At 69.5% G+C, this 21,702-nt stretch carries 20 protein-coding genes and 3 pseudogenes; 8 read left to right on the top strand and 15 right to left on the bottom strand.

The window, feature by feature from the left end; genetic code table 11:
- Positions 1-120: 120 nt before the first annotated feature.
- From EJG53_RS36680 to EJG53_RS36645, 7 genes are all read right to left on the bottom strand, one after another.
- On the bottom strand, positions 121-327 hold the full coding sequence (locus EJG53_RS36680) for a helix-turn-helix domain-containing protein (RefSeq protein WP_125048485.1): 207 nt from the start codon (positions 325-327) through the stop codon (positions 121-123).
- Positions 328-562: 235 nt separating this feature from the next.
- On the bottom strand, positions 563-1,192 hold the full coding sequence (locus EJG53_RS36675; protein WP_154806426.1) for a tyrosine-type recombinase/integrase: 630 nt from the start codon (positions 1,190-1,192) through the stop codon (positions 563-565).
- A 1,477-nt stretch (positions 1,193-2,669) separates the two neighbouring features.
- The gene (locus EJG53_RS36665) at positions 2,670-4,772 is read right to left on the bottom strand and encodes an MMPL family transporter (RefSeq protein WP_125048483.1); all 2,103 of its coding nucleotides are present in this window, start codon (positions 4,770-4,772) and stop codon (positions 2,670-2,672) included.
- 149 nt (positions 4,773-4,921) lie between these two features.
- Positions 4,922-6,028, bottom strand: a complete 1,107-nt coding sequence (locus tag EJG53_RS36660; RefSeq protein ID WP_218041942.1) for a type III polyketide synthase — start codon at positions 6,026-6,028, stop codon at positions 4,922-4,924.
- 49 nt (positions 6,029-6,077) lie between these two features.
- On the bottom strand, positions 6,078-7,301 hold the full coding sequence (locus EJG53_RS36655) for a beta-ketoacyl-[acyl-carrier-protein] synthase family protein (RefSeq protein ID WP_125048482.1): 1,224 nt from the start codon (positions 7,299-7,301) through the stop codon (positions 6,078-6,080).
- The gene (locus EJG53_RS36650; RefSeq protein WP_234339443.1) at positions 7,288-7,554 is read right to left on the bottom strand and encodes an acyl carrier protein; all 267 of its coding nucleotides are present in this window, start codon (positions 7,552-7,554) and stop codon (positions 7,288-7,290) included. Before EJG53_RS36650 ends, EJG53_RS36655 begins: the two co-directional genes overlap by 14 nt.
- Before the next feature lie 44 nt (positions 7,555-7,598).
- Positions 7,599-8,522: an acyl-ACP desaturase gene (locus EJG53_RS36645; RefSeq protein ID WP_033033232.1), complete on the bottom strand. Its 924-nt coding sequence runs from the start codon at positions 8,520-8,522 to the stop codon at positions 7,599-7,601.
- A 351-nt stretch (positions 8,523-8,873) separates the two neighbouring features.
- On the opposite strand from EJG53_RS36645, the pseudogene EJG53_RS36640 reads away from it, so the two are divergent.
- Positions 8,874-9,375: pseudogene (locus EJG53_RS36640) on the top strand (isoprenylcysteine carboxyl methyltransferase family protein).
- Positions 9,376-9,787: 412 nt separating this feature from the next.
- Here the strand turns inward: EJG53_RS36640 and EJG53_RS43045 are convergent.
- The 3 genes from EJG53_RS43045 to EJG53_RS36630 all read right to left on the bottom strand — a co-directional run bounded on the left by EJG53_RS43045 (position 9,788) and on the right by EJG53_RS36630 (position 10,763).
- Entirely contained in the window at positions 9,788-10,021 is a 234-nt protein-coding gene (locus EJG53_RS43045; protein WP_234339447.1) for a hypothetical protein, read from the bottom strand.
- Positions 10,022-10,024: 3 nt separating this feature from the next.
- A complete protein-coding gene (locus EJG53_RS43040; protein ID WP_234339449.1) occupies positions 10,025-10,279 on the bottom strand; it encodes a hypothetical protein in 255 nt (84 codons plus the stop codon).
- 205 nt (positions 10,280-10,484) lie between these two features.
- Positions 10,485-10,763: a DUF6211 family protein gene (locus tag EJG53_RS36630; protein ID WP_033033233.1), complete on the bottom strand. Its 279-nt coding sequence runs from the start codon at positions 10,761-10,763 to the stop codon at positions 10,485-10,487.
- Positions 10,764-11,205: 442 nt separating this feature from the next.
- Between EJG53_RS36630 and EJG53_RS36625 the strand changes: the two genes are divergently transcribed.
- Positions 11,206-11,400: a hypothetical protein gene (locus EJG53_RS36625; protein WP_033033237.1), complete on the top strand. Its 195-nt coding sequence runs from the start codon at positions 11,206-11,208 to the stop codon at positions 11,398-11,400.
- An 87-nt stretch (positions 11,401-11,487) separates the two neighbouring features.
- On the opposite strand, the gene EJG53_RS43480 is transcribed toward EJG53_RS36625, so the two are convergent.
- From EJG53_RS43480 to EJG53_RS36615, 4 genes and pseudogenes are all read right to left on the bottom strand, one after another.
- Positions 11,488-11,616: a hypothetical protein gene (locus EJG53_RS43480; protein WP_280526799.1), complete on the bottom strand. Its 129-nt coding sequence runs from the start codon at positions 11,614-11,616 to the stop codon at positions 11,488-11,490.
- 27 nt (positions 11,617-11,643) lie between these two features.
- Positions 11,644-12,306, bottom strand: coding sequence for a hypothetical protein (locus EJG53_RS43035; RefSeq protein WP_033033238.1), 663 nt, complete (start codon positions 12,304-12,306; stop codon positions 11,644-11,646).
- Positions 12,305-12,970 (bottom strand): annotated as a pseudogene (locus EJG53_RS44045) (transposase); the annotation flags it as partial. The pseudogene EJG53_RS44045 and the gene EJG53_RS43035, both read right to left, overlap by 2 nt.
- 139 nt (positions 12,971-13,109) lie before the next feature.
- Entirely contained in the window at positions 13,110-15,263 is a 2,154-nt protein-coding gene (locus EJG53_RS36615) for an ATP-binding protein (protein ID WP_125048481.1), read from the bottom strand.
- Between the two features lie 137 nt (positions 15,264-15,400).
- Here EJG53_RS36615 and EJG53_RS36605 point away from each other — a divergent pair.
- Together EJG53_RS36605 and EJG53_RS36595 are read left to right on the top strand one after the other, a co-directional pair.
- Positions 15,401-16,725, top strand: a pseudogene (locus EJG53_RS36605) (PP2C family protein-serine/threonine phosphatase).
- 717 nt (positions 16,726-17,442) lie between these two features.
- Complete coding sequence (locus EJG53_RS36595; RefSeq protein WP_050509122.1) at positions 17,443-17,709, top strand: MoaD/ThiS family protein; 267 nt, start codon at positions 17,443-17,445, stop codon at positions 17,707-17,709.
- 22 nt (positions 17,710-17,731) lie between these two features.
- Here the strand turns inward: EJG53_RS36595 and EJG53_RS36590 are convergent, their stop codons facing one another.
- Positions 17,732-18,049, bottom strand: a complete 318-nt coding sequence (locus tag EJG53_RS36590) for a S8/S53 family peptidase (RefSeq protein ID WP_033033239.1) — start codon at positions 18,047-18,049, stop codon at positions 17,732-17,734.
- 502 nt (positions 18,050-18,551) lie between these two features.
- Between EJG53_RS36590 and EJG53_RS36580 the strand changes: the two genes are divergently transcribed.
- The 4 genes from EJG53_RS36580 (at position 18,552) to EJG53_RS43030 (ending at position 21,677) form a co-directional block, all read left to right on the top strand.
- Positions 18,552-19,919, top strand: a complete 1,368-nt coding sequence (locus EJG53_RS36580; RefSeq protein ID WP_174856505.1) for a hypothetical protein — start codon at positions 18,552-18,554, stop codon at positions 19,917-19,919.
- A complete protein-coding gene (locus EJG53_RS36575; RefSeq protein ID WP_125048476.1) occupies positions 19,916-20,605 on the top strand; it encodes a hypothetical protein in 690 nt (229 codons plus the stop codon). Before EJG53_RS36580 ends, EJG53_RS36575 begins: the two co-directional genes overlap by 4 nt.
- Positions 20,606-20,763: 158 nt before the next feature.
- Positions 20,764-21,087 (top strand): nuclear transport factor 2 family protein, encoded by a 324-nt coding sequence (locus EJG53_RS36570; protein WP_125048475.1) that lies wholly within the window; start codon positions 20,764-20,766, stop codon positions 21,085-21,087.
- A gap of 134 nt (positions 21,088-21,221) precedes the next feature.
- On the top strand, positions 21,222-21,677 hold the full coding sequence (locus EJG53_RS43030; protein WP_234339450.1) for a hypothetical protein: 456 nt from the start codon (positions 21,222-21,224) through the stop codon (positions 21,675-21,677).
- Positions 21,678-21,702: the final 25 nt, after the last annotated feature.

Below are 21,702 nucleotides of genomic sequence, written 5' to 3'. Positions count from 1 at the left end.
TTCACTGAACCGGTCCCCGGCCCGGTTGCGTACGGTCGCCTGTCACTTGCCGGACTTCAGCTTTCGGAGATACAGGCTCTACTCCATGTTCGATGTTGACGCAGACGGCGAGGACTGGGGTCAGTGGTGGGCTGCTGGCTTTGCGACGGTGCGGCGGCTGATGAACTCATCGAGGCTGGCTGCTGGGATCCGTACGCGGGACGGGCCTGGTCCGGTACGGAGGTCGATGACAGGCAGGTCGCCGGCCGCGATGAAGCGATAGACGGTGCGGCGGTCGACGTCCAGGGCGGCGGCGACGGCGGGGACGGACAGCAAGCGTGCAGGCATGAAGGAGACCTTGCGGTGAAGTGGATTGGCGCCCAGCGAGTCGGCAGCCGGGTCACCGGCGGGCCAAGGCGGGCAACCAGCCCCGTCAAGGGCAGCGGGACCGCCTCTCCGCGCGACTTCGACCAGGCGGACACTGGTCACATGACGTCGTATCGGAGTGAGAACCACCGACGCGGAAAAGGATGAGCTGAGTGGCGCCTGGGCTCTGGCCGTCAGCCAGAGCCCAGGCCGGGGATCACAAGTGGAGCGAGCCCGGGAGCGCTGTCACCTGCGTCAGGTGCTCCGAGCCGACTTCGGCCTCCTCCGTGCGGAAGCAGTACGGATAACGCAGCGCAAGCCACTTCGGGCTCACGCCACCCCACTCGGCAACCGTGACCGGTGAGGTGCCCATCTTCAGCCACATCACCAGGCGCGACTCGCGAAGAATGGCGATGGGCTCCCCCAGGCGCCACCAGTACCGCTCGTCCCGCGGCAGAGCGGCTTCCTGAGCCTGCTCCCAGATCCGCATGTACACGGAAGCCGTGAGCGGGCGGTCATGCTTGCCCGGAAACAGCAGTTCGTCTTCCTGAAGGCCGCCCTCGTCTATCCACTCGCGCAGGAACCCAACGAACTGCGGCCGAAGGGGAACCTTCCGCTCAGCCCCCTTATGGCGGGCCGTCAAGCTTGTCTCGCCACCCTCCGAGAGAACCACGTCACTCACCCGCAAAGCGCGAGCCTCACTCGGACGCAGAGCCTGCTCGGCGACGGTGCGTATGAAAGGGTACACCGAGTGATGGCCACCCGTTTTTCCACGGATCGCCTTGAGCAACGAACGAATCTGCTCTGCGGAAAGCAGCCATTCTTCGTCCATGACGTCGACAGGCACAGGTATGAACTCCGAACTCCTCGGGGAAGTATCTCAATGAGCCACACGGAGAACCGCGCGACAGATTCAATGATCCGCGGAATCACCGGTTTGGCTAACCGGCGATCGTCGGCTATGTTGCCCCGCCTACCCAACGTATAGGTGCTCGCAGAAACAGCAGGGCATCACCGCGCTTCTCCGGGCTGTTCTAGGTTTGCTTGCTTCGCCGCCCTGTTCCAGTCCGTTGCCGACTCGATGCGTCTGCCGTCGGCGAACCGCCACGGCTGCAGCGTCACAAAGGAGCTCCCTGTCGGCAGGTTCACCCGTTGACACCGAGGAATAGAGCAGGTGCCTTCTAAGCACCTAGCCGTTTCGGCCTAGCCGACGGTAGGGCATTGTCGGTGCAGGCTGACCCAACCCCCGGGATGACACGCTTTCAGCGGATATCACGTCCGCGGATGTCCCGCGTCGCGCATCTCGTCGCCCAGGACGAGGCAGAACGTCTCCTGCTGATCCACAGGCCGGCGAGACATCATGGGACCTTCCCGATCTCTGGCTGAACAGCAGCGATTCCTATACAACTACAACCGCTGCCAGGCGTCTGCTGTACACGACCGCGATGGCGCCCGTGTGCGTCGGGGCGACCGACGGGCGTCGCTGGTCCCCCCGACCTAGCGCCCGTATCGAGCAGCGCTTTCAGCTACCACGAGTACGCGTTGACACACCCAAGAACTGTTCGAACACAGCCCGGGATGTGAACGCGTTGCTCGTGAGAAACAGGCCCATGACCGCCTCTCCTGTCCCACGTGGAGCCCATCGGCTTCCTCGGCACTGGCGGCCTTGATCGCATTTCTTCTCTCTGACGCCGCCGGCAACATCACAGGTGCGGATTACGTCATCGACGGTGGCACGGTGAAGACAGTCTGAATCTGGCGGCAACGCCAGTGCCGCGCCCCAGGCCGACCCACCATCCGCCTGTTTTCGCCGTACCCGGTCACGGGGCCGTACCGCGGCTCTGACCGGTCGTTCGGAAGCTGCCTGCCGCCGCCGCCGGGAACGCGGCGGCGGAGGGCAGCAGTTCACGCAAGCTGACGCAGCTGGTGGGCAAGAGCCCCGACGCGAGCTGAAACGCCGGCCGGTGTACCGGAGCCGCTCCGAGGCCCGGCAGGGCGCCCATCACGAAGCCGATGCTGCCCTGCCGGGCCTCGCTGCGGTTGCTCCTGCAGGCCGCTGAGTGGCGTGGGGCGATCTTCGGTACGCTGCCCGGTGAAGACCCTGGAATCGTCCCCGGTAGCCCGCCAGGCCGGCCACACACCCAGGATTCAGACCTCACAACGAAGGCCGCCCAGAGCCGAAGGTTGAGCAACCAGCCAGACGGTTCTGTGTCGGATACCCGGCACTGCTGCACCAGTACACCGCACGGTGGCAGGCGCTGTAGGACCGCGCCCGGGAATCCGGGACGTCCATGGATACCACAGGCGCGCCGATCGGCTTTCGTTCAGCCCTCGTCCTCGGGTGCCTTTGCGGTGGGCGGCGGCGGGACGGCTCTGCGGCCGGGCAGCCACCAGTTGAGTGGCCCGAGGGCGGCCATGACGGCCGGCACCAGGACTCCGCGCACCAGCACGGCGTCCATGAGGGCGCCGAAGGCGAGTCCGATGCCGATGAGTTTGAGCACGGCGACGTCGGACGTGCCCATGGCGGCGGTGGAGATCGCCACCGCCGTCGCGGCGGCCGTCATCAGCCGGCCGGTACGGCCGATCCCGTCGGTGATCGCCGTGCGGTTGTCACCGTGGCGCAGGTATTCCTCCCGGATCCGGCCCAGCAGGAACACCTCGTAGTCGACCGACAGGCCGAGCGTGATGAAGAGGGCGAACAGCAGCCCGGAGACGTCCAGAGCTCCCGTCGCCGTCATGCCGCCCAGCAGCGCGGCGCCGTGGCCGTCCTGGAAAACGAGGACGATGACGCCGAAGCTCGCCCCCAGGCTGATGGCCGCCACGGCCAGTGCCTTCAGAGGGGCGACCACGGTGCGGGTGTAGAAGCCCAGAAGGAGCATGAGCGCTGCGGCCATGATCAGCAGGCTGGCGGGCAGCGCCTCGGCGACGGCGTTCGTCGTGTCGGTGATCTGCGCCGCCTGCCCGCCTACCGATGCCCGGCCCGGCGCGGGAGTGTCGCGGATTGTCCGCACCAGGTCGTCCGCCGCTTGCGAGTCGGGGGCGGGGGAGGCGGCCACCGTCACGACGGCTGCCTGGTCCCGAGGGTCCGCGCGCACCACGCGGACGCCGGTCACATCGGGGAGGCCGGCGAGCCGGTCGCCGTACGCCCGGGCGCCGTCCGCCGCGCGGGGTCCGGTGACGACGGCGGTGAGGACCCGGTCGGGCGGTACGGCGAACTCGGCGCGCACGCGGGCCGCGATGGCGGCCGCCTGGGCGGAGGCGGGCAGGGCGCGTTCGTCGACCTGGCCGAGCCGGACGTGGACGACCGGCGTCGCCATCAGGACCAGCAGCAGCGTCACCAGCGCGCCGGAGAGTAGGGGCCGTGCGGTCACCGCCTGTGCCATCCCCTGCCAAAAGGGGCTCTTGTCGCCCGTACGGGTGCGCCGCCACCGCGCCAGTGGATCCCAGGCATGGGCGCGGGGGCCGAGCAGCCGCAGGCAGGCGGGTACGACCGTCAAGGCGGCCACCGCGGCCATGACGGGAACGACCATGGCCGCCACGCACAGTCCGCGCAGCAGGGGGACGGGCACCACCATGGCGGCGGCGGCGCAGGCGGTGATGGCGGCGGCCGAGACCGCCACCGAGTGCCCGGCCGAGCGCAGCGCGCCCGACAGCGCCGCCTCGGGAGTGGCGCCCCGCGCCGTCTCCTCCCGCACCCGCGCCAGGAGGAAGAGGCTGTAGTCCACGGCCAGGCCCAGACCGATCGCCGAAGCGGCGCTGACCGCGGTCCGGGACACGTCGATCACCTGGGTGAGCGCGCCCAGCACCGGCAGCGAGCACCCGACGGCCAGGGCGGCCACTACGACCGGGAGCACAGCGGACACCACGGAGCCGTAGGCGAACACCAGGACGGCGAAGATTACGGGTGCCGCCAGCAGTTCGGCGCGGCGCGCGTCCTGCTCGATCGCCTCGTCGATCTCCCGGTTGGCCCACACTTCGCCGCTGGGCTCCACGCGGCTGCTCGGGACGGCGGAGCGGGCGTCGGCCACCACGCGGGGAGCTGTGTCCGAGCGTTCCTTGGCCGTGCCCTTCAGCTGTACGGCCACCAGTAGTGTCCGGCCGTCCTTGGACCGCAGCCAGGGATCGTCGGCCGTCGCCGCGGACCATGCCGTACGCACGTCGGGGCGCCGGGAGAGTTTCTCCACCACCACACGGGCGGCGTCCTGCGCCGGTATCGACGAGTTGTCCGTGGCCCGCGTTGACAGGGCGAGCAGCAGATCAGGGCAGGGCACGCCCAGCCGTTCCGCCTCCCGCCGGGCTGTGTGTGCCTCACTGCCGGTGTACGCCGCACCGCCCGTGCTCAGCGCCTCGAACGCCGCCGGGGCCAGCACACCGGCGCACACCATCGCCACAACGGCGCCGGTGACGACCAGCCAGGCTCTTCGCACCCTGCCCACCTCCTGATCCAGCTCGCTGTCTTCGCGGCGACGGGCCGGTGAGCCGCGTGCGCGGTCCCTCGAACGCCCGCCGATGAGGGAGCGGCGGCGTTGTCGCGATGAGGAGGAAGCGCTTCCGGCGCGCCGCACGCGACGGCGACTCACCAGCGGATGAGAGCCAGCTCGATGGCGAATCCGGGCCCCATCGCCACGACGAGACCGGGCGTACCCCCAGGCGGCGGAGCTTTTGCCGCCGTACACAGCACGTCCAGAACGGACACGGAGGAGAGATTGCCCTTGGCGGACACCGACCGGCGGGTGAGTTCGAGAGCCTGGCGAGGCAGGGCGAAGGCCCGCTCCACGGCAGTGAAGACCTTCGGTCCCGCGCCGTGCACGATCCAGCTCCCCACATCCCGCGTCGCCAGTCCGTGCCGGCTGAGCAACTCCCCCACGGCATAGGGCAGGTGCTTCTCCACGAGGGCCGGGATCTGGGGAGACAGGACGATCCGGAAGCCGTGGGAGCCGATGTCCCAGCCGAGTACCTCCGCGCTGTCCGGAAGGAGCAGGCTGGAGGTGTCGACCAGCTCCGGCCCGGTTGCGGTACCGGACCGGCTTCCTCCCACGGCCACGACGGCGGCTGCGCCGTCCCCGAAGATGCTGCCGGCGACGAGGTCCGCGGCACCGCAACCAGCGCGGTAGTGCAGGGAGCACACCTCCACCGCGAGCAGCACGGCCACCTGGCCGGGACGGGCCAGCAGGCAGTCGTGGAGCCGCGCCAGCCCGGCGGCTCCTCCCGCGCAGCCGTTGCCGAACAGCGGAACGCGCCGCACATCCGGACGCAGCCCCACCCGGTAGGCCAGCCGGGCCTCCAGCGAGGGCACGGCCAGCCCGGTGACGGTGGTGCTGATGATGGTGTCGACCTGGTCCGGCCGTATGCCGGCTGAGTGCAGGGCCTTGGTCAGTGCCTGCTCTGCCAGCTCCAGGGCGGTGGTCAGGTACACGCCGTTGGTCTCGGTGAAGTCCCCGCACCGCAGGAGCTTTTCGAGGTCCGGTAGCGGGAGCGCCACATGCCGTGTGGCGATGCCCGTACTGCTACGGACCTTGCGCAGAATCTGCAGTGCCGCCGGGCGCTGCCCTTGCATGCGCTCCTGGGCGTCCACGAGTTCTTCCTGCGGGTAGCGGTGCGGGGTGAAGGCCACCTCGACCGCCGCCACTCGAGGCGCAGGCCCGCCCGGCTCCCGCATGGGGGGATCGGTCGTCCCTTCCATCGGTCGTCCCTTCCATCGGTCTGTCCCCTCCCTCCTCTCGCCCCGGGCATCAGCCGGCCGTGAACAGCAGCACCGCGTTTTGTCCGCCGAACCCGAAGGAGAAGCTCAGGGCCGTGCCCGCGGATACCGGGCGCGGGTGCCCCGCCACGATGTCGAGCTTGTGGTCACCGTCCTGGTCCCTGAAGTTCGCCACCGGCGGCACGCATCCATGGCGGAGCGCGAGAACGGTATAGGCCGCCTCGATCGCTCCGGCCGCGCCCAGGGCATGCCCGACGACGCCTTTGGGAGCGGTGACCGGTGGGGCATGGTCTCCGAAGATCCGCGAGATGGCAGCCGCCTCCAGGGCGTCGTTCCTTGGGGTGGAGGTGCCGTGCGCGTTGATGTGGCCGATGTCGCCGGGTCGGCATCCGGCGTCCTGGAGCGTGGTGGTGATGGCGTGGAGCACGCCACGGCCCTCGGGGTGCGGGGAGATGGGGTGGTACGCGTCGGTGTTGGCCGCGAAGCCGCGCAGCAGAGCATGAACCGGCACTCCCCGGGCGCGTGCGGCGGACGGACGCTCCAGCACCAGGACGGCGGCTCCTTCCCCGAGGACGAAACCGTCGCGTTCCGCGTCGAACGGCCGGCTGGCGGCGTGCGGCTCATCCCGGCGGCGGGACAGGGCCCGCATCCGTGCGAAGGCCGCGGAGTTCATACGGGTGCGCGCCGACTCGGAACCGCCGGTCAGCACGATGTCGCACGCGCCGGAGTACAGGAGTTCCCGCGCGGTCCCGATCGCGGTCGCACCCGAGGCACAGGCCGTGGAGACGATGAAGTTCGGGCCACGCGCGTCGAGGTCGATCGCGACCTCGCCCGCCGCCATGTTGGGAATGCTGCGCGGCACCGCGAGCGGGGAGACGCGATCCGGCCGGCCCCCGTTGAGGTGACCGTACTCGGTGTCATAGGTGCTCAGGCTGCTGCCCGTGACGCCGAGGACGACACCGACCCGTTCCTTGGGCCAGGTGAGCGGATCGAGGCCCGCATCGGCGACCGCCTTCCTCGCCGCGATGACGGCGAACCGGGCGAAGGGGTCCAGCCGCTTCGCCGACCGGCCGAACTCGGCCGTGGCGTCCAGGCCCACGACCCGGCAGGAGAAGTCGACGGGCAGACCTTCCAGCACCGGGTCGGCAGCGGCCGTCGACCGGCCCCGGCACAGGGTCGCCCAGTTCTCCTGCGCGGTGTGCCCGGCCGGGGTCACCAGGCCCAGCCCGGTGACCGCGATCTCAGCTCGCCGCATCGAACAGCCTCGCCGCTTCTTCGAGGGTGGAGGCAGGAGAGAGGTCCAGAAGATCGTCGGGCAGGGAGAGCCCGTACGTCTCCTCCGCCGCCACCACGAGTTCCATCAGCGCCAGCGAGTCGAAGTCGAGGCTCTCCAGCGTCATCGCGGGAGAGAGCCGTTCAGGTGGTAGCGCCACCTTCAGATGGTCGGTCAGCAAGGTGACGAGTCGCTCGGGCAGTACAAAGTCTTCCACCGGTTCGGTCATGCTCATGGCTCCTATCCCTCTGTGCAGGCAGCCTGGGAGATGAGCGGCGCTCACCTCCCTGCGCGCGTCCTCTCGTAGAGGTCGCGGGCCCGGGCCGCCCGCGACTTCAGCTGCTCCTCGTGCAGGCCGATGCGCTCCTGCGCCTGTCGGCCGACGGGGCCGAGCCCGGTCGCCGCCGGCACCGAGAGGGTGCGCAGCAGTGGCGCGACGACATGCTCGTGGTGGACAGCCGGGTTGTAGATGCCCGCCGCCGCGACGCGGGCGGCCCGCGATCCGAATCCCGGGATGCCCACCCCCGGCATCCGGAAGTCGCCGAGGACGTCTGCCAGGGCCGTCATCGCGTCGTCGGGAAACGCCTGGAACGCGTCGGCCAGCAGCTCTCGGTAGAAGAGCATGTGCAGGTTCTCGTCCGCGGCGATCCTGGTCATCAGCCTCTCGCCCAGCCGGTCACCGCACAGGACACCGGTATTGCGGTGAGCGTGCCGGGTGGCGAGTTCCTGCACGGTGGCGTACGCCAGGGTGTGCAGCGGGGTGAACCAGTTGCGGGAAAACCATCCGCTCGCCATGTTCCGCAGCCGCAGATCCTCCAGGACGACCGGGTCCACCGCCCGCCGGGCGTGGAGGAAGGCACGCAGAACGAAGGAGTGCCGGTCCTCCTCGGCCGTCCACCGGTGGACCCAGGCACCCCAGGCCCCGTCCCGCCCGAGCCGGATCGCGATCTCGAAGTGGTAGCTGGGCAGGTTGTCCTCGGTGAGCACGTTGATGATCAGTGAGTCCTGTACGGCGCGCGGCAGCGCCGACTGCTCCGGCTCCCAGGCGTCACCGCCCCAAGGCCCGTCGAAGTCCCGGGCTTCGCCCCACGGCACGTACTGGTGGGGGAGCCAGTCCTGGGCCACGTTCAGATGCCGGTTCAGCAACCGCTCCACGGACGGCTCCAGTTCGCGCAGCATGCTGTCCGCCGAGGTGGCAGTCATATGGTCCGCCTCTTCCTCTCCCGGGGTTCCGACGAGCCGCCGGCAAAGGCCGATGGATAAACTTATCGGCTTGCGGGTGACATCTTTCGGCTGATCGTACTTACGGTGAGTATGTCGCGGGTGTGACGCCTGTATGCAGGGTGTGGGTAGAAGGATTTACGAGAGATAGCGGAAAGAGGGGGAACAGCCACAAAAAGGCTCGCACGCGCTCGGGGGGACCGCTGAGATATTCGAAGAATTCGTACGATAAGCAGCGTACGGAAACCATCCGCCGGGCCGTCGTCGAGCCACCGTCTCCCCGCACAACGAAGGCGGAACGTGATGTCTTACGTGAACCTGGCGGCCCTCCCCATGGGCCTGCAGCTCCTTTTGCCGGCAGTGGCCTGCGAGCGGCTGCTCGAACTGCGGCTGTCCCGTCGCCACGCCCGGTGGGCGATGGCGCGCGGCGGAGTGGAGTACGGGCGGCGGCACTTCCCCTTCATGGCCGCCGCGCACGTCGGCCTGTTCCTCGGCATTCCGCTGGAAGTGATCCTCCTGCACCGCAGTTTCGTTCCGGTCCTCGGCTGGCCGGTCCTGTGCGTCCAGGTCCTCGTGCACGGCGGCCGCTGGTGGTGCGTGCGCTCCCTGGGGCCGCGCTGGAACACCCGTGTCATCGTGGTTCCCGGCATGCCGCTGGTCGACCGGGGCCCGTACCGCTGGATGCGGCACCCCAACTACCTCATCGTGGCCGTCGAGGGTCTCTCTCTTCCTCTGGTTCACCGCCCTGTCGTTCACCGCCGCCAACGCGGCCGTCCTCAGCGTCCGACTGCGGGTGGAGAACTCCGCCCTGTCCCTGCCAGCACGGACCTCCTGAGCCGCCGCCGGAAGACGGGCGCCAGGCACCAGAACCGGCAAGCGCACCACCATTCCGAAGACGCGAGAGGAAACCTCCCGACGTCTGGGGCCCAGGCAGCCGGCCACCGTCTACAGCCTTCTCGGCGGCGATGACCTTGGCTGTCGCGGTGACCGCTGTATTGCACCAGTGGTGCCGGAAAGCCCTGTACACGTCCAGCGGACGGGGCGCAGGGCTTCTTCATCGAAAGGGTCCTACCGGCTGCTCGGCCACTCTCCAAACGGGATGGACGTTCGTCCCGTGGCCTGGCGTACGGCTTCGTCCTGGCCGCAGGCCGTGCACACCAGGACTTCGCGGTCGACGGCGAGGCGTGAGCGTGCCGGCCGGTCGCCGAGCGACCCGCCGCAGCGGGGACAGCGTGCCTCGGACATGGTCAGTCCTCGGGGTGCTCGCGGGCGGACTTCAGGATCAGGTTCCAGACGGGGCACGAGTATGTCCGCTCCTTCTGCCCCTGGAGCTGTGTGATCAGCTCGGCGTTCGTCACCCCGGGGTTCCCCTTCAGGGCCTGCCGGGCGAGGGTCAGCCGTTCGTCTCCCTGATACGGGTACGTCAGCCCGCGCCGGCCCTTCGGGCGACCGCCGACGTGACCGCGGCCCTTGCGCTCCACGACCTAGCACCACAGCTCCCACCTCTTCCACTTGGGCCGCTGGCGTCCGCTGGGCAGCAGGTCGTAGCTGGACGGCGCCGGCCAGCCTTCGGGCGGGTTCTTCACGTTGTGGGAAACGGTGGAGGTGTCGGCGTAGCCGCAGATGCGGGCGGCCCCGGCCGGGCCAACTTCCTCTTCCGGGTCACCGGCGAGGTCCGGAGTGTTCTTGGTGACGGCGGCGGCGCGCTGCCGCTGGAGCTCCCGGTACCAGGGAGCCACTCGGCGTCGTCCCAGTGCATGACGCCGTCGATGATCTCGGCGTCCGGGTGGCCGTTGTTCTCCCGGTCGGTCCAGAGGTTCTGAAGGGTCGATTCGCTGAGTTGGTAAGCCTCCTGGAGATCGGCGCGCGAGTAGAGCGTGCGGCCGTCATCGCGGTGCAAGGCGTTCTCCTGTCCGTGCTCGGGGTCGTCAGGGGCCTGCGGGGTCATGAGCTGGCCTCGGGGTCGTGGGCCGGCACCCAGATCCGGGTGCCTTCGGGAGTTATCCGGATGAGGGTGGCGACGTCGGCCAGGATGAGGGCTGCGGCCCAGTCGTCTCGGTCCGGATGGCCGCCCGAGCGGTTGAGTACGAGACGTTCCCCGCGGGGCGGTACGTCGTCAACGATGACGAAGAGGTCGTACGGTCCGGTGCCGATGCGGTTACCCACCTTGAGGTGGGCGAGGTCGCCGGGCTGGGGACGAGCGGCGTCGCGGTCGCTTAGCATGGAGGGGTTCTTTCTGGTGAGAGAACACGACGGCCAGCGCCTTGTTGCCCTTGTGCGCTGGCCGTCACTTCTGTCTGGGGTCCATCCGCCAAGCGGGCCGGGGTGCCGGCCGGAGGTTGCCCGCTCCGACCGCGACGAGGAAATAAACCACCTTCTTCCTGGGCTGGCGGGGACCACTGAGTTCCGGGCCGTGGCCGTTCAGAAGAGCGTCTTCTGTTCCGTGGGGGCGGCCGTTGCCTGCTGGGTCTACTGGCTCACGCACAGCTCGTACCGGAGACGCTTGTCCTGAGACGGCGAACCTTGATCGCGTGTCGTCGAGGGCTGACCGCCAGCAGTTCGTGACACCGGCCTCTGAGCGCCGCAGCATGTGTGCCGGTCACAGACCCGCATGCCCAGCGGGTGGCATGGGTGACGATCGTACGATCCGGTCGTTACACAGGCCATGAAGATCACCTCTTGCATCCTCGCCGGGGCCGCCGCGAGCGGCGCCCTACTGGCCGCCACCGCGCCGACGCACGCCACCGACGTTCTCAATCTGGTCAACGCCAAGCGCATCCCGGTCTCCGTCGTCTCGGCTGGCAATACCAGCGCGGACAACGTCCAGATCACCAGCATCAAGCAGAGCGGCGGCGAGTAGCCGCGACGGTGGTCGTGGACTGCGCCCTGGGGCATCGCCGCGTGCGGCGGTGCCCCAGGGCAGTTGTGCCATGGCACGCGTGGCTGCTCAAGCCTTGTTCGCGGCATACCCCGACTCCAGCGACTCATCCGCCGCGAACAGATGCCGGGGCACCGTCGCGACTGCCCTCTCGACCGCCTCGGGCTGGAACAGACCCATTGCGTACAGGTCGCTCACCATCTCGACTTTCGCTGATTCCGTAGGTCATCCGGTGTCGTTGGTGCCGGCTGCGGCCCAGGCGTGTTGGACGGCTCGGATTTCGTCGTCGGTGGGTTGAGCGGGGTCGAGGGCGGAAATCCTGGCGGCGACGATCACGCGGCGGAGCTTGGCGGTCATGTCCGCGAAGGGCGGCTGGGTCTTGGTGACGTACCAGGGTGAACGACGCCGGGACTCGGCGGCGGCGTCGGGGTGGTGGCCGTGCAGGACGTACCAGAGGACGGTGATCGTGTAGGAGTACATCGCGAAGGGTAAGGTCCGCTCGACCGCGTGGCGGACGCGGCCCTGGGCCTGGCCCGCACCGAGGTGTTCGCGTGCTACGGCAAAGGTGACCTCGATGGACCACCGCCACGCGTACCGGGTGACGAGTTGCTCGGCCGGGGTGGTCAAGTCGGTGGTGACCAGGGACAACAGCGGCTTGTTCGTGTCCGGGTCGCTGCCGCGGATGAGCAGGACACGGACGGGCCGGGTGTGGAAGGAGCCGTACCACAGGCAGTGGATCTCGGCGAGAAGGACCTGCTCGCGGCGCTGGTAGCGGTCCGCCCTCGCGGTGCGGAAGACCGCTTGTGCAGCCATGTCGGCCACGCCCCCGAGCCGCTCGCCCTTCAGCCGGGGCCGCCCGGGCGGCCCGTGGGAGGTGGGGCGGGTCATACAGGACGGCGCTCTTGGGCAGCCGGGTGGTGAAAGTGACGCGATCGGGCAGGTCGCGCAGCGAATGACCGTGATACGCGGCATCGGCGACCACGTGTACACGTCGGCGCCAGTGGCAGGCCGCCAGCTTCCGGATCATCGCGGCGGCGAGCTCGACCTTGGTCGTGGTCCCGCCCGGCCGCCACAGCCGGCACATCACCGGCAGGCACACCGGCCGGGCCATCAACGGCAGCGTCACGATCAGTCCGAGGATGACGAAGCACGTCCCGCGGCCGACGGGCTTGGGGCCCTTGGCGGCACCGTCGTGCTGCCAGCCGGTGCCGAACACCTTCTTCCCCGACCGTTTGAACAGCGTGTCGTCCACCGCCGCCACCAGCGGCTCGCCGGGTGCCAACAGGCAGCGGGCGATCAGGTGGGAGCAGGAGATGCCCAGCAGGTCGGGGTCCCGGGCAGCGCGGGAGAAGGACGTGTGCGCCCGGTCATGCGGCCACAGCCGGGACAGCGCCACACCGAGGAGCATCCCGGTGACCGTCCGGCGGCCGGTCTGCGCGATCAACCCGGTGACCAGCGCGGTGAATGTGACGAACGACGGAGCGGTGAAACAGCCCCGCAACTGGGACAGCCCGGCGAGCAGTGAGGCCGGTACGGTCGGATCGGGAAGCATCGACGGCCCCCTCCTTCGGAGGCGGTGTAAGCACCGTCGATGCTTCTCTCATCTCCCCGGCCACGCAGCCGCCTTTGCCGAACACACCCCGCCAACAGCCCTCACCCACGGTCTGCGAAAGCCGCGCCCCCGTACACGCTCACGGAGGAAATCGGCTCGGTGGATCCAGGCTGAGTGCATAGGCGATGCCGGTCTCCGCGTCGTTGTCGTATCCGGCCTGGAAGGCGGTCTTGTAGGCGTCGTCGCCGAGTTGGCGGCGGATATGTTCCTCGCAGGCGGTGCGGGCGGCGATGAGTTCGGGCGAGCCGATCTGGGGGGTGCCGACGGTGTTCCAGATCTGCTGGGCGAGGCCGAGGAGCCGGGCGGCGCGCTCGGCGCGCCCGCAGGCGACGGACGCGGAGGCGAGCAGGTCGACGGTGACGGCGGTGCCGAGGCTGTCGTGGAGGCGGCGTTTGCCGTCGAGGGCGGTGCGGGCGTGGGCCGCGGCTTCCTCCGCCTGCCGCAGCCCGAGGGCGGCGAGGGCGCGTAGGTAGTCGCCGTAGGCGCGGAGCCAGGTCTCGCCCTGCCGGGCGCACGTGGCCCGTACGTCCTCGGCGACCGCGGCGGCGTCGGCGAACTGCCCGAGGCTGAAGTGGGCGAAGGCCCGGGCGCCCCGGGCCAGGAGCCACGCCGCAGGATAACGCCCACCGGTCGGCCGGGTGCCCGGCACCGTGTCAAGCACCTCGGCGGCCCGCGTCTGCCGACCGCTCAGGGTCAGGCTGGTTCCCTCCAGGAAGGCGGCGGCGACAGGGACGGACTCGTCGGTCTCGCCGGCTGCGGCCTCCCGGAGAGCGGCGGCGAGGCGGAGGCCGGTCTTTGTGTCGCCCTGGGCGAAGGCGGCGATGCCGCGGGACCACAGGGCCTTGGCGCGCACCGGTCCGGGGCCGGAGTCGAGGGCCAAGGCCCGGTCCAGATAGTGCTCTCCTTCTTTGGCGAAGCCGCAGGCATACCAGAGGAACCACAGTGCCCCGCCCATCTCCTGCGCGGCCCGTGCGTCCCCGTCGGCGAGGCAGAAGTCCAGCGTGGCACGGATGTTGGCGTGCTCGACCGTCATCCGCTCGTACCAGGAGAGCTGTTCTGGCCCGATCCAGGCGGCGTCCGCGCGCAGCGCGAGGGCCAGGAAGTAGTCCCGGTGCCGGTACCTCAGGGTGCGTTTCTCGCCCAGGCCGCGCAGCCAGTCGGCGCCGAACTCGCGGACGGTGTCCAGGACTCCGTACCGCTCGCCGTCACCCTCGCTGTTGCCGTTGCTGACCCGGCCGCAGGACAGGATCGACTTCTCCGCAAGGCCGCGCAGCAGGCCAGGAAGGGCCTGCTCGGGCAGCCGGTCATCCGCGCAGACCGCCCGGACCGCCGCGGCGTCGAAGCCGCCCGCGAACACCGAGAGGCGGGCCCAGAGCAGCCGTTCGGCCGGAGTGCACAGCTCGTGGCTCCAGCCGATGGCGGTGCGCAGGGCCTGGTGCCAGGGAGGGTCGGCGTCGTACACCGCCTTCTCGGTCTCGCCGAGGACGGAGAAGCGGTCCTCCAGACGGTTGGTCAGCTCGGTCAGGGACAGGTCACGCAGCCGGGCGGCGGCCAGTTCGAGGGCGAGCGGCAGGCCGTCCAGACGGTGGCACAGGCGGACCAGGTCGGACCGGTTGGCGTCGGTGACGGTGAAACCCGGCGCCGCCTCAGCTGCCCGCGCCACCAGCAGGCTGACTGCGTCCCCCGCCCCCGCGGCCCCCGACCGGGCCACCGCGTCCCCAGGGCCGGGAACGGGCAACGGCGCGACGGTCAGCTGCCGTTCGGGAACGATGCTCAGCGGGCGTCGGCTCGTCACCAGGATCCGCAGTCCCGGCGCCGCCCGCAGCAGTACCTCGGCGGTCAGGGCGCACGCATCGACCAGATGCTCACAGGTGTCCCACACCATCAACAGCTCGCGGCCCGCCAGATACTCGGCCAGTACGTCGATCACGGGCCGGGTCGACTGGCCGGCCAGCGGCAGCACCTCGGCGACGGAGAGCGGGAGCAGGGTGCCCCTGCGGAGATCAGACAGGCCCACCCACCACACTCCGTCCGGGTGGACCGGCTGCGCCTCGGAGGCAGCCCGCAGCGCTAGGCGGGTCTTGCCCACCCCGCCGACCCCCGTCAGCGTCACCAGGCGGGACTCTGCGAGCAGCCCCCGGACCTGGGCCAGCTCTGTCTGCCGCCCGACCAACTCGGTCGCCTCCGCGGGCAGATTCCCCTCTTGCCACTGCCGCTGTGTGCGCGTGCCCACAAGTCTCCCCATCCGGGCCGCTGCGGCCCACGTCCCCATGCCCGTACGGCGCCAGCCTGCCAAGGCTCGCCACTCGCCATACCGGTCAGCAAGAAAGTGACCGCCCGCGACAACAGCGGACCGTGACGGTGCGGGAAATGGCCGGACCTCACTCCCTGAATCCGACGCCGTCGCCCCTCGCCTCCCCGTGGACACTTCCACACGGAATCACGCCACTTCCGACCACTTCCCGACCGCCTTCCAGTCACCTGCCACGCTCTGTGACCGATCGGGTGAATGCCGCCCCCGCCCTGGCGAGATCTGGGAACGTTCAGGGCTTGGTGCGGGGCCGGAATTACATGCCGCGGAGGCGCGTGATGCGTTCCGAGTTTGGATGGCTGCTGCGGGCGGCGGTGTTCGAGACCGGCGTCGCGGCGGCGGCCGTCGCCTGCCCCGAGGTGCCGCTCTCCACCCTGCTGGTCGTCGGGCCGTTGCTCGCCGCCCAGCGGCTGCCCACCCGCGCCACCGCGGCGTTCGCCGCCGTGGCGACGCTCCTCGTACTCGCGATCCCGACCGTGTTCCGCGACACAGTCCCGCCGCCCACCGTCCAGGATCACGCGGTGCGCGTCGCACTCATCGCCTTCTGCAGCCTGTGGGCGGTGCTTACGGCGCACGACCGTACGCTCAGCAAGGCCGCCCTGGAGCACATGACCCACCTCGCCGAAGTCTCCCAACAGGCCCTGGCGCGCCCCCTGCCGGCCGAACTCGGCGGCCTGGCCATGGCCGTCCGGTCCCGCTCAGCGAGCGAGGGCGCACTGGTCGGCGGCGACCTCCACGACGCCGTGCTCATGCCGTCCGGGCCCCGCCTGATCATCGGTGACGTCACCGGCCACGGCCTGGGCGCGGTACGCCTCAGCTCGGCCGTCCTGTGCGCCTTCCGGCACACCGCGGCCACCGAACCCGATCTGGTCCGCCTCGCCCACACCCTCGACGACCGCGTACGGACCGAACTGGGTGACGAGGACTTCGTCACCCTGCTGCTCGCGGACTTCGTTCCCGGCGGAGTCCACCTGGTCAACTGCGGCCATCCTCCGCCGCTGCGGGTGGGCGGGCGCCTGGACCTCCTGGAATCGCCGGACCCCTCCCCGCCGTTGGGCCTCTCGCCCACACCGAGGCTGCACACCATCAGGCTCTCCCCGAGCAGCGCATACTCCTGTACACCGACGGCCTCACCGAGGCCCGCAACGCGAAGGGCGCCGCGCTCACCTTCGACCGCGCGGTCCGGGCCGCACTGTCCGCCCCCGCCCTAGACGAGGCCCTCACGACCCTGGTCGATCTCGTCGACCGCCACACGGCCGACAGCAACGCCGACGACCTCACCCTGCTGCTCGTCCAGCCCGACCCCGAGTCCCTGACGGAGCCACGTCCCCACGCACCTAAGCAGCCGATCGCCACCGACACCGACGATGTGGCCGCCAAGTAGCCGCGGCACGCCTCACCAACACCCCTCACCGCCGGTCTGCGAAAACCGCGAAAGTCGAGTCACCATGGCCGCGCGGAGCAAAGACTCAGCGCCATCCGCCTTTTGGACCGTAGTCATGGCAAGCGTCTTTCTGATCGTGATGCGGGACCGGTTGCAACAGTCAAAGGCCGACCCGTGTGGACCTGCGCGGCGGGCAGACCGGGGGCCGTGAAGTCGGTGGCTGGCACGAGTCCCGGGTAGACGCGGTCTTCCAAGGAGGCCGCGCGCCGCCCAGGAACACTGGCCGCTGTGCTGTGCGGTATTCGGCCGATCAAGGCTTCGAGGACCGTGTCGAACTGGAGCGTCGTAGGCGAACAGAGGAATGTCCTGCGAGAGTCGGTCCCGGCGACTGGTACCTGTCGGGGCCGGGGCAGGCTGGTCGATTGCTGGGTTCACAGTCGTTCCAGTCATCCAGCGTAGGGCAGGAACATGGCATCGTAGAACGGCAATTCTGGGGCGTGCCTGATCTGCCCCACTACTGTGTACCCCCCCCCCACCGCAGGTAGGCATCGTGGGCGGGCCGGTTGTCGATTCCCTGTCAAGTCCTTGTGTTCGGCTGTGCAGGCTGCATCTGGTGCGTTGCGCACTGCCCGGCGGCGGCGATGCGTGTGTACCAGCCAAGGGTGACTCGTGGACCGAGGAAGGTTCGAGGAGGTCAAGGTTGGACAGTCCCTTGACATGACATTTGAATTCAACGGAATGCTGCTTCGCGCTGCCGACAACCAGCGGACGGTCAGTGTCCAAGCCGCCAACCTTTCGGATGCTTTGGCGGAGCTGACGGCGAAATACCCTCAGCTGGGGCGCCTCCTGCTCGACAGTTCCGGGCAGCTGCGTCAGACCCATAGGGTGATTCTCAACGGTGAAAGGATCCCCAGCCCTGACCCGGCCATGCCGCTCTCCGACGACGACCGAATCGAGTTCCTCACCGCCATCGCCGGCGGCTGAGGTCGTCGCCTCGTCCATGCCTTCACCGTGCTGACCATGTGATGAGCGACGCCTTCTTCGCGACGCCGTACTTCAGGCTGGCAGCCGTGCCGGCCAGATGGGTTCCCTGCCCGACCGTGTCCCGGTCGTTCCTGTCGCCCGTCACGTTGGCACCCCACCGGGCACGTCCCTGGAACGACACGTGGGCAGTGTTGATGCCGGTGTCCAGGACGTAGATGTCCACCCCCTCGCCGGCCCGACTGTCGAACTTGTACTTGTCGAACGTGCTGGACGTCAGCTTCGGACGCTGGGAGATCCGGGCGAGCCCCCACGGCGCGCCTGTCTGAGTATCGATGGGCACCTGTTCGCTCCTGGGGGGCGCTCGAAACGACGGGCAAGACACTCACAATGTCGTCACAACGGTGACCATTCGCGCGACTGGTCGCTGCCCCCTGCCGCGGTAACCCAAACAGCTCAGGCACGCAACTTGCGGCACTTCGGCCAGCCTTCCCGCCCGCGGGCGGGAAGACCCGGCTGCCGGCCTGGGCGCACGACCCGACGGGCAGTGCCTTCGGCCGACGGGAGCCAGATGCCGCCCCCGTGGCCGGCCAGGCCGCGTAGCGTCCCGGGCCGTCGGCCGCCACAGGCCCAGCGAGGTTCGCTGGCCGGGGTACGGGACGAAGGTGCGCATGCCAGACGTGTTCACCCGCCTGCCGCTTCTGAGCGGCTGGGCGCAAGATGGTGTTTCCGGTCGTTTCTGACGGCTTGGGCGTTTGGGTGGGGCCGGGCGGGGCGGGAACCCTACCGTGTGCCTGTCCGTGACCGGCTGGTTGCGGACAGGTGGCGGTTGTGAGGAGTTCGCGATGGCCGATGAAGTGCAGTCGACGGAGCAGGACCGCCTGGAGCGGCTGCGGCAGCTGCTGTCGGGACAGCGTGCGCAGCAGCGTGCGGGGCGGGCGCTGGCGCTGGCGCTGGGGCAGGGTGCGTACGCCAATGTGCTGCTGGGAGCGATGCTGCACGGCGCGGACCGGATGCGGCAGAACAAGACACTTACCGATCTGGAGCGGATCCTGCTGGAGGCGGTGGGGGCGCAGCTGTCGGCCGCGGAGACCAAGGCGTGGGGTGGTGTGTACCGGGAGGTGGTCACCGCGCAGGGCGGGAAGGTGGCGGTGCTGCCGGAGAGGATCACGCGGCTGCCGGTGACACAGGGCTATGCGATGGCGGACTTGCGCCAGGATTTCGCCAGGCTGCAGGCCGAGGCCCTGGCATGTGCGAACGTGCAGATCGTCTCCCCCGCCGTGGTCGCCGAAGGGGGGCCGGAGGACCCGGCGTTCATCGCAGCGATGCGCGAGACCGGGTTCGCCGTCACCGGCTTCGATGACGGCACCGCCCCCCTCACCTCCGCCGGCTGTATCACGACCGCCGGCGCCGGGCAGGATGAGCAGGCACCCGCCGACAGCGCCCAGAGCCCGGACGGCGCCGAGGCAGCCTCGGCATTCCGGGTCAAGCTGGAACTGGAGAATTTCTACGTCCACCGGGTGGTCGGGGACCAGGGCGGCGGCCGGGACGAGATCTACTGGACCACGGCCACCAGCGTCGGGGACAGCGGCAAGGGCAGCCCCTTCACCTCGGAGGAGTTCGGAGCCGTCCAGAAGAACCAGACCCGGTCCTTCGCCGCCAACAAGAAAATCTTCTTCGACGGGTCTTCCAGCGGTTTCGTCGGGACGACGATCTGCTGCTGGGAAGCCGACCACAGCAACGCAGCATGGTTCAGCGAGCTCCAGAAGGCCCTGCTCCAGGCCATCGCCGTCATGGACCGCACCCTGAACTGCGCCAACTTCACGCCCGCCGTGATCTACATCCCCACGTGGGCGACGATGGCGTGGGAGCTCGGCAAGTTCTTCGTCACCTTCATGGAGTGCTTCCGCAACTACGACGACCTCTCCTGCCAGCGCACCATCGGGATGGACCGCCAGGACCTGGCCGTCCTGTCCCACCGCGGCCATACCGACTGGCACTTCAACGGCGACGGCCACCACGAACTGCGCATCAGGTACACCGGCGACCCGGTGCCCTTCCCCGCCGGAACCCTCGATACGCCGTACGCACCGGCAGCCACTTCGGCTGGAGCGCGCCGATCGCGCTGCCGTGGAAGAGCATCACCCCGCCCGCCCTCGCCGCCTACAACGGCAAGCTCTACGCCGCGTTCGTCCGCGAGGACAAGGCGGTGATGTGGAGCCGCCTGGACAACGGAGTGTGGCGCAGGCCCGAGCGGATCGGCCAGGACCAGAGCATCTACGCCCCCGCCCTGTGCGCGGCCCACGGCAAGCTGTTCTATGCCGTCAGCGGCACCAGCCGCGGCCTGTACTGGCGCACCTACACCGAGTCCGGCGGCTGGAGCAGTGTCGGCGAGTGGGATGACTACGGGCCGGGCTTCGCCCCTTCCATGGCCGCGGTCCCCAGCAGGCTGTGGCTGACACACGTCGGCACCGACGGCCTGCTCTACCACAACACCCACGACGGCAGCGGCTGGAGCCGTGCCTACCAGTCCGACGTCGACTGGCGGGTCAAGGGCGCTGCCGCGATGGTCCCCCACGGAACCGGGCAGGTGTGGCGGCTGGCCTGCGGACTGGACGACAAGGTCCACTTCATGATCTCCGGCTCGGCCACCGGCTGGCGCACCGATGTCTCCAAGGCCAACTGGAGCACCAGGCGCGGGCTCGCCCTCACCGTCCACGAGTCCAAGATCTGGGCCATCCGTCAGGACCTGGACGGCACCCTGCGGGCCGCCACCTACACCGACGCCGTCCCATGGCTCGACGACGGCTACGTCGGCGGAAAGCGCATCACCTCCCTGGACGAGCCGGCCGTGGCCTCCAACGCGGACAAGCTGTATGTGATGTACCGGCGCCGCTGAGCCCACCGCCGCCCGCACGCACCGCACCCGCCGGGACGCCTCGGCATCCGGCGGGTGCCAGCGGTCCACCACGCCGGATCCCCGGCACCGGTCCCTGGCCGGGAAGGCGCGGTGTGTCGGCAGGCAGGCGGGGCCGACGGCGGTGTGACCCTGTACGCATGACGATTCAGCCCGACCAGCTCACTCACCCGGCGGTACGCGCCTTCGTCGCCGCCGTCAACGCCAACGACCAGGCCTCTTTCCGCGACGTGCTCACGCCCGGCGCGACCATGTCCGACGACGGCACGGAATGCGACATCAGCCAATGGAGCCAAAGGGAGATCTTCAGCTCGAACGGCCACATGGACGTCACATCGGAGGCGGACGAGGGACTGTCGCTCGTCGTCGACTACCGCAACGACACCTGGGGGACGATGCGCACCAAGTGGCACTTCACAGTGGACGGCGAGCAGGTAGCGCGGTTCGAGACCGGGCAGGCGTGACCTGACCGGAGGTTAGCCGCCCTGCGCCCGCTGCGGGCCGCAGGGCGTTATGCCGTCTGGGCGCAGGCCGCTCGCGGTAACGCTCTCACAGGTGCTCGCAGCGCCGACGCGACAAGACTTACGAGCTCGGCCCCATGGGCATCGACAAGCCCCAAACGAAGAACACGAGGCCGCAGCAGCGCAACACCGAACGAGGTGGCCAGGCCGGAGGAGATCAAGCCCTCTCTCGTACTGGCGTCGGGTTACGTGACGGCCCCGGCGACAGATCGTTGTGTCCCGCGCTGGATCGGGGTGGTGTTTGTCGGACGGGCGTCACCATGCCCGGGCAAGGTCGTTATCAGCATATGAACACCACCACGCGTGCCCTTACCACCCTCGCCCTCGCCGGGGCTGCACTGGCCGTCACCGGCACGGCCCAGGCTTCCGGCATCCTGGGCCTCGGAAACAATGGAGGGCAAAACCGCGATGAGTCCTTCAATCAAAACCTGGCAGTGTTCGGGGACTCGCTCATGAGCGGCCAAGGCAACGCCTTGGCCCCCAGCGTCAACGTGCACGGCATCGACGGCATCGGCACACCGTACGCTCGGTAGTCAGGGACAGGCGGGCGGATCACTG

This window comes from Streptomyces chrestomyceticus JCM 4735, assembly GCF_003865135.1.
GTDB lineage: Bacteria > Actinomycetota > Actinomycetes > Streptomycetales > Streptomycetaceae > Streptomyces > Streptomyces chrestomyceticus.
Note: the sequence above shows the minus strand (reverse complement) of the source record. Positions and strands in the feature narration are given on the sequence as shown.